The organism is Pseudomonas sp. Sample_9, from assembly GCF_004307535.1.
Taxonomy (GTDB): Bacteria; Pseudomonadota; Gammaproteobacteria; order Pseudomonadales; family Pseudomonadaceae; genus Aquipseudomonas; species Aquipseudomonas mercuritolerans.
Window position 1 is genome coordinate 7,808 of sequence record NZ_RAZO01000497.1, and the last position, 6,342, is coordinate 14,149.

General features: G+C 60.0%; 5 protein-coding genes. 2 read left to right on the forward strand and 3 right to left on the reverse strand.

Translation table 11 applies throughout. The features are described from left to right. Positions 1–72 precede the first annotated feature (72 nt). The gene (locus tag D6877_RS28280) at positions 73–2,502 is read left to right on the forward strand and encodes a TonB-dependent receptor (RefSeq protein WP_130912813.1); all 2,430 of its coding nucleotides are present in this window, start codon (positions 73–75) and stop codon (positions 2,500–2,502) included. 199 nt (positions 2,503–2,701) lie between these two features. Here the strand turns inward: D6877_RS28280 and D6877_RS28285 are convergent, their stop codons facing one another. Then, complete coding sequence (locus D6877_RS28285; protein ID WP_130912814.1) at positions 2,702–3,577, reverse strand: AraC family transcriptional regulator; 876 nt, start codon at positions 3,575–3,577, stop codon at positions 2,702–2,704. 140 nt (positions 3,578–3,717) lie between these two features. Between D6877_RS28285 and D6877_RS28290 the strand changes: the two genes are divergently transcribed. Beyond that, positions 3,718–4,620: a DMT family transporter gene (locus D6877_RS28290; RefSeq protein ID WP_130912815.1), complete on the forward strand. Its 903-nt coding sequence runs from the start codon at positions 3,718–3,720 to the stop codon at positions 4,618–4,620. A gap of 18 nt (positions 4,621–4,638) precedes the next feature. Here D6877_RS28290 and D6877_RS28295 read toward each other — a convergent pair whose 3' ends face one another. Further along, positions 4,639–5,148 carry a DUF2165 domain-containing protein gene (locus D6877_RS28295; protein WP_130912816.1) on the reverse strand — a complete coding sequence of 170 codons (510 nt, stop codon included), beginning with the start codon at positions 5,146–5,148 and terminating at the stop codon, positions 4,639–4,641. 140 nt (positions 5,149–5,288) lie between these two features. Then, positions 5,289–6,263, reverse strand: a complete 975-nt coding sequence (locus D6877_RS28300) for a D-glycerate dehydrogenase (RefSeq protein ID WP_130912817.1) — start codon at positions 6,261–6,263, stop codon at positions 5,289–5,291. Positions 6,264–6,342 lie beyond the last annotated feature (79 nt).

Sequence of the window (6,342 nt, forward strand, 5' to 3'; positions counted from 1 at the left end):
AGCCCCATCCGTGTAGTGACTGAAACTGCGAGCCATTCGCATCCGTTGCGGTTCTACACAGGTCATTGAGCAATGAAGTCCAGGGCAAAATCCGGTTCGGTCAAACAGTGGTTGGGCATGTCGGCGCTGAGTTTTTCCGCGTTGGCATTGCTGCCGATGAGTATCGCGCTGGCGACAGAAGCGGTGAGCAATCAGGCGCAGCAGCAATTCAATTTTGCCCTCGCCGCCAAACCGTTGCCTCAGGCCCTGAGCGACTTCAGCCGCGTGACCGGGCAGAGCGTGGTCTACATCGACGAAGCGCCGTACGGCCTCAATGCTCCGGCAGTCAACGGCCAGATGAGCGCCGAACAGGCCCTGCAACGCCTGCTCGGCAACTCCGGCCTGAGCTTTCGCCGCACCGACAGTCATACCCTGGCGCTGGAGCCGATGCCGACCGCAGGCGCGCTCAATCTCGGCGCCACCACCATCACGTCCACGCGCGACGAATCGATGAGTTATCAGCCACCGGAAACCAGTTCGGTGATGCGCTCATCGGCGCCGCTGCAAGAAATTCCGCAGACGGTCAATGTCATCCCGGCGCAGGTCATTCGCGATCAGGCGCCGCGCAATCTCGACGACGCGCTGGCCAATGTCAGCGGCATCACCCAGGGCAACACCTTGGGCAGTACCCAAGACTCGGTGATGACTCGCGGTTTCGGTGACAACCGCAACGGCTCGATCATGCGCGACGGCATGCCGCTGGTGCAGGGCCGTGGCATGAACGCGACCGTGGATCGCGTCGAAGTGCTCAAGGGCCCGGCCTCGTTGCTCTACGGGATTCAGGATCCGGGTGGTGTGGTCAACCTGGTCAGCAAGAAGCCGGAACTGACCCAGTACAACGCCGTGACCGTACGCGGTTCGACCTACGGTGACGGCAAGAACGGCAGCGGCGGCGCCTTCGACAGCACCGGCGCGCTGGGCGATTCCGGCTTCGCCTATCGCATGGTCGTCGATCATGAAGACGAAGATTACTGGCGCAACTTCGGCACTCACCGCGAGACGCTGATCGCACCGTCGCTGGCCTGGTACGGCGAGCGCACCAAGCTGTTGTTCGCCTACGAGCACCGCGAATTTCTCGCCCCCTTCGACCGTGGCACGCTGATCGATCCGCGCACCAACCATCCGCTGGATATCTCGCGCAAGCAGCGTCTCGACGAGCCGTTCAACGACATGGAAGGGCGCTCGGACCTCTACCATTTCGAGGCCGACCATGAACTCAACGACGACTGGAAAGCCCACTTCGGCTACAGCTGGAACCGCGAAACCTACGACGCCAGCCAGGTGCGCGTGACGGCGATCGACACCAACAAAGGCACACTGACGCGCAGCATGGACGGCACCCAGAATGCGATCAGCACCGACCGCTTCACCACCGCCAGCCTCGAAGGCAAAGTGAATGTGCTGGGCATGCAGCATGATCTGGTGTTCGGTGTTGATGATGAATACCGCAAGATCTACCGCGAGGATCTGATCCGGCAGAAAAGCCTGACCACGTTCAGCTATCTCAACCCGGTGTATGGCCGCGAAGTGATGGGCACTACGGTGAGTGCGCCCGACAGCGCGCAGACCGATAAGCTGCGCAGCGATTCGCTGTTCCTGCAGGATTCGATTCACCTCAACGAGCAGTGGATCCTGGTCGCTGGCGGACGTTTTCAAGAGTACGACCAGTACGCCGGCAAAGGCGTGCCGTTCAAGGCCAATACCGACAGCAACGGGCAGAAGTGGGTGCCGCGCGCAGGGCTGGTGTATCGCTACACCGACGCGCTGTCGTTCTACGGCAGCTACACCGAATCGTTCAAACCTAACTCGACCATCGCCCCGCTGAGCGGCAGCAGTACCGTGCTCGACGGCAGCATTGCGCCAGAAGAAGCCAAGTCGTGGGAGCTGGGGGCGCGGCTGGATATGCCCGGCAGCATCACCGGCAATATCGCGCTGTTCGACATCAAGAAACGCAACGTGCTGGTGGCCAACTCCGAAGGCCCGACAACGATTTACAGTGCGGCAGGCGAGGTGCGTTCCCGTGGGTTGGAAGTTGACCTGAGCGGGCAACTCAGCGAGCGCTGGAACCTGATCGGCAGCTACGCCTACACCGATGCCGAAGTCACCGAAGACCCGGAATACAAAGGCAAGCGCCTGCAAAACGTAGCGAAGAGTTCCGGCTCGCTGTCGGCGGTGTATGACTTCGGCAATGTGTTTGGTGGTGATCAGTTGCGTGTCGGTGCCGGTGCGCGGTACGTCGGCGAACGCGCAGGCAATGCGGTGAATGATTTCGATCTGCCGAGCTACACCGTGGCGGATGCGTTTGCCACTTACGACACGACGGTTGAGGGGCAGAAGGTCAAGTTTCAGTTGAACGTGAAGAATCTGTTTGATCGCACCTATTACACCTCGTCGGCGAGCCGCTTCTTTGTGTCGATGGGGGATTCGCGGCAGGTTTCGCTTTCCAGCACTCTGGAGTTTTGAGGCAAGACCAAAAGCCCCTCACCCTAGCCCTCTCCCGGAGGGAGAGGGGACTGACCGTGGGATATTCGAGAGATACACCGACCTGAAAGTAATGCTTGGAATCCATAATCGATGCGATTTTTCAGGTCGATGTACACCGCAAGACACCTCGGTCGGCCCCCTCTCCCTCTGGGAGAGGGCTGGGGTGAGGGGAATGGGGTTACCGCAAAAACGCCTGCCGATACTCGCCCGGCGTCCCACCCAAAACCTGCCTGAACCGATTAGTAAAATGGCTGGCACTGGCAAACCCGCACGCCAGCGCAATCTCGCCAAGCGGCAACGCCGTGCCGCGCAACAATTCCCGCGCCCGGCTCAAGCGCCGCGCCAGCACGTACTGGTGCGGCGGTAGCCCGAAGCTGACGCGAAACATCCGTGCAAAGTGATATTCCGACAGCGCACACAGCCCGGCCAGTTGCCCGAGGCTGATGGCTTCGCTCAACTGGTTGTCGATGAACTCCACCAGTTGTCGGCGCTGATGCGGTGCCAACCCGCCCTTGAGGCGCAAGCCCTGACGCGCACCCACCTGGCTGAGCAGCGTGTGGCTGATCAATTCATGGGCGAGGCTGCTGGTCAGCAAGCGCTCGGCCGGCTCTTGCCAGTTCAGATTCAGCAATTGCCGGAAGCGCTGCGCCTGCTGCGGATCTTCGAGAAAGGTCTGCTCGCGTAATTGCATCTCGCGCGGCTCGCGATCAAGCAACGTCACGCAACCGAGGGCGAATTGTTCGGCGCTGAAATACAGGTGCGCCAGACGGATATCGCCATTGATCACCCAGCCCGATTCATGATCGGCCGGCAGGATGCACAGCTTGTCCGGCCCGCCCTTGCGGCCCGGCTGGCCACGACGGAAGGTGCCGGTGCCGCCGGCGACGTAGCACGACAGCGTGTGATGACTTGGCGCTTCGTATTCCTGGGCATCGTGGTGGTTGGTCCACAAGGCCGCAGACATGCCGTCACCGAGCTCGGCGCTGTGCACCAGACGTGCATTCGGCGAGCGGTTGAGGGCTTGAAAGACTTGCAGGGTATCGATAGCGGCCATGTTCGGTTCTCTCCAACGCCTTGCATCCTACTCCGTAGACGCAGCGCTGCCAGCCTGGCGCCAGACAAAAGCGCAAGATTGTGCAAGCGCCGAATGACGCCCGAGGCAGACACTCAAGGCCTGCTTAAGGAGTGTGTGCCATGAACCTGTCGTTGTACCTGCTGACCGTGCTGATCTGGGGCACCACCTGGATTGCCTTGAAATGGCAATTGGGCGTGGTCGAAATCCCGGTGTCGATTGTCTATCGCTTCGGCCTTGCCGCGCTGGTGCTGTTTGCACTGTTGCTGCTCAGCCGGCGCCTGCAACCGATGAACCGCCGTGGACATTTGATCTGCGTGGCACAGGGTTTGTGCCTGTTCTGCGTGAACTTCATGTGCTTTCTGACGGCCAGCCAGTGGATTCCCAGCGGGCTGGTGGCGGTGGTGTTTTCCACGGCAACGCTGTGGAACGCGCTGAATGCGCGGGTGTTCTTCGGCCAGCGCATTGCGCGCAATGTGTTGCTGGGCGGTGCGTTGGGGCTGTCAGGTCTGGGGCTGTTGTTCTGGCCGGAACTGGCCGGGCATGAGGCCAGCCCGCAAACCCTGCTCGGCCTTGGATTGGCGTTATGCGGCACCTTGTGTTTTTCCGCCGGCAATATGCTCTCGAGTCTGCAACAGAAAGCGGGATTGCGACCGCTGACCACCAACGCCTGGGGCATGGCTTACGGCGCAGCGATGCTGACGGTGTGGTGTCTGTTCAAAGGCATCCCCTTCGACATGGACTGGTCGCCGCGTTATGTCGGGGCGCTGTTGTATCTGGTGATTCCCGGCTCGGTGATCGGCTTCACTGCCTATCTCACGTTGGTCGGGCGCATGGGGCCGGAGCGGGCGGCTTATTGCACGGTGCTGTTCCCGGTGGTGGCGCTGAACGTGTCGGCGTTTGCCGAAGGATATCAATGGACAACACCGGCGTTGGTCGGGCTGGTGCTGGTGATGCTGGGCAACGTGCTGGTGTTTCGTAAACCGAAAGTGCTGTTGTCTGCGGCTCAAGGGAAGTTGGCTTGATAAAGCGAGCGCTGATACTCAGCGCTCAACTTTCAAAGTGATGTAGATCATCACCGGGAAGATGAAGTCGACAATATGCCTTGCCCAGTCCTTGGCATTCCAGGATTGCGAAGTGTCCATGTCGAACCATTCGACACCTACAGTTTGCAGACACACGTAATAAATGAAGATGGCAACCAATATGCCCATGATCGAAAATTTCTTGGCTTCATGGAATGCCGCTGGCGATGCATCGATGTAGCGATACAACTGGCAAGTACCGATCAGGCAAAGCACTGTATAGGTGACTTCCATGGTGATGATGAACCAGTAGATCCGGTGATGGATCATCGGCGAATCGATCGCGCGATACATGATGTTTTCACTGGAGTTGGTGGTGTCCATGCTCAGGATATGTGCAACGTAAGTGTAGTTGGACTCGTAGTCAGTGAAGTTATGAATCATCACCAGCAGGCCAAAGAAACTTATATAAGCCATCAGGATGACTTTGCTGTAACGAATGAGTTTGTCGGTGGTCAGGGTGTTCACGGGATTGGCTCTCCATGGCAATTAATCAATGAGTTGATAAGTTGCGAGAGCTTATATGGCAGTTACTTGGTCTGGCGTTCTTGTTCGGTTGCAAGTTATGTAAGGTGAGGGCCAGCGCAATGTTGCGCTGGCCCTTTTTTTCAGCCGCGCCAGACCTGCGGGTTGACCAGGTCCTGCGGCCGTTCGCCGAGCAGGGCGCTGCGCAGGTTGGCCAGGGCGCGGTTGGCCATGGCTTCGCGGGTTTCGGTGGTGGCCGAGCCGATGTGCGGCAGGGTCACGGCGTTTTTCAACTGGAAAAGCGGCGATTCGGTCAGCGGTTCTTTTTCGTAGACGTCCAGCCCGGCGCCACGGATGCGGTTGTTTTGCAGGGCTTCGATCAGTGCCGGTTCGTCGACCACCGGGCCGCGCGAGATGTTGACCAGGATCGCGCTCGGCTTCATCAGCGCCAGTTCGCGATGGCTGATCAGGTGGCGAGTCTTGTCGCTCAACGGCACCACCAGGCAAACGAAATCGGCTTCGGCCAGCAGCTCATCGAGGCTGCGGAACTGCGCGCCGAGCTCCTGTTCCAGTTCGGTCTTGCGGCTGTTACCGCTGTAGATGATCGGCATGTTGAAGCCGAAGCGCCCGCGCCGGGCGACAGCGGCGCCGATGTTGCCCATGCCGACGATGCCGAGGGTCTTGCCGTGCACATCAGTGCCGAACAGCGGGGCGCCGACGCTGGCCTGCCATTGCCCGGCCTTGGTCCAGGCGTCGAGTTCGGCGACGCGGCGGGCGCTGCTCATGATCAGGGCGAAGGCGAGGTCGGCGGTGCTTTCGGTGAGCACGTCGGGGGTGTTGGTGAGCATGATTCCGCGTTCGTTGAAGTAGTCGAGGTCGTAGTTGTCGTAGCCGACCGAGACGCTGGAGACCACTTCGAGTTTTGTCGCGGTTTGCAGTTGCTCGCGGCCGAGTTTGCGGCCGACGCCGATGAGGCCGTGGGCGTGGGGCAGGGCTTCGTTGAACTGGGCGTTGATGTCACCGGTCTTGGGGTTGGGGACGATGACGTCGAATTCTTCTTGCAGGCGTTCGATCATGGGCGGGGTGATGCGGCTGAAGGCCAGGACTGTTTTTTTCATTGGGCTTAGGCTCGTCGGGGCTTGATTGCAAGCACGCTAACATTTTCTCGCTCGGGTTGTCTTGGCGGCCTCTGGGCCG

Excerpts from the sequence above, each read along its gene's own strand:
- D6877_RS28290 (WP_130912815.1), top strand. The coding sequence starts at position 3,718 with ATGAACCTGTCGTTGTACCTGCTGACCGTGCTGATCTGGGGCACCACC.
- D6877_RS28280 (WP_130912813.1), top strand. The coding sequence starts at position 73 with ATGAAGTCCAGGGCAAAATCCGGTTCGGTCAAACAGTGGTTGGGCATG.
- D6877_RS28285 (WP_130912814.1), bottom strand. The coding sequence starts at position 3,577 with ATGGCCGCTATCGATACCCTGCAAGTCTTTCAAGCCCTCAACCGCTCG.
- D6877_RS28300 (WP_130912817.1), bottom strand. The coding sequence starts at position 6,263 with ATGAAAAAAACAGTCCTGGCCTTCAGCCGCATCACCCCGCCCATGATC.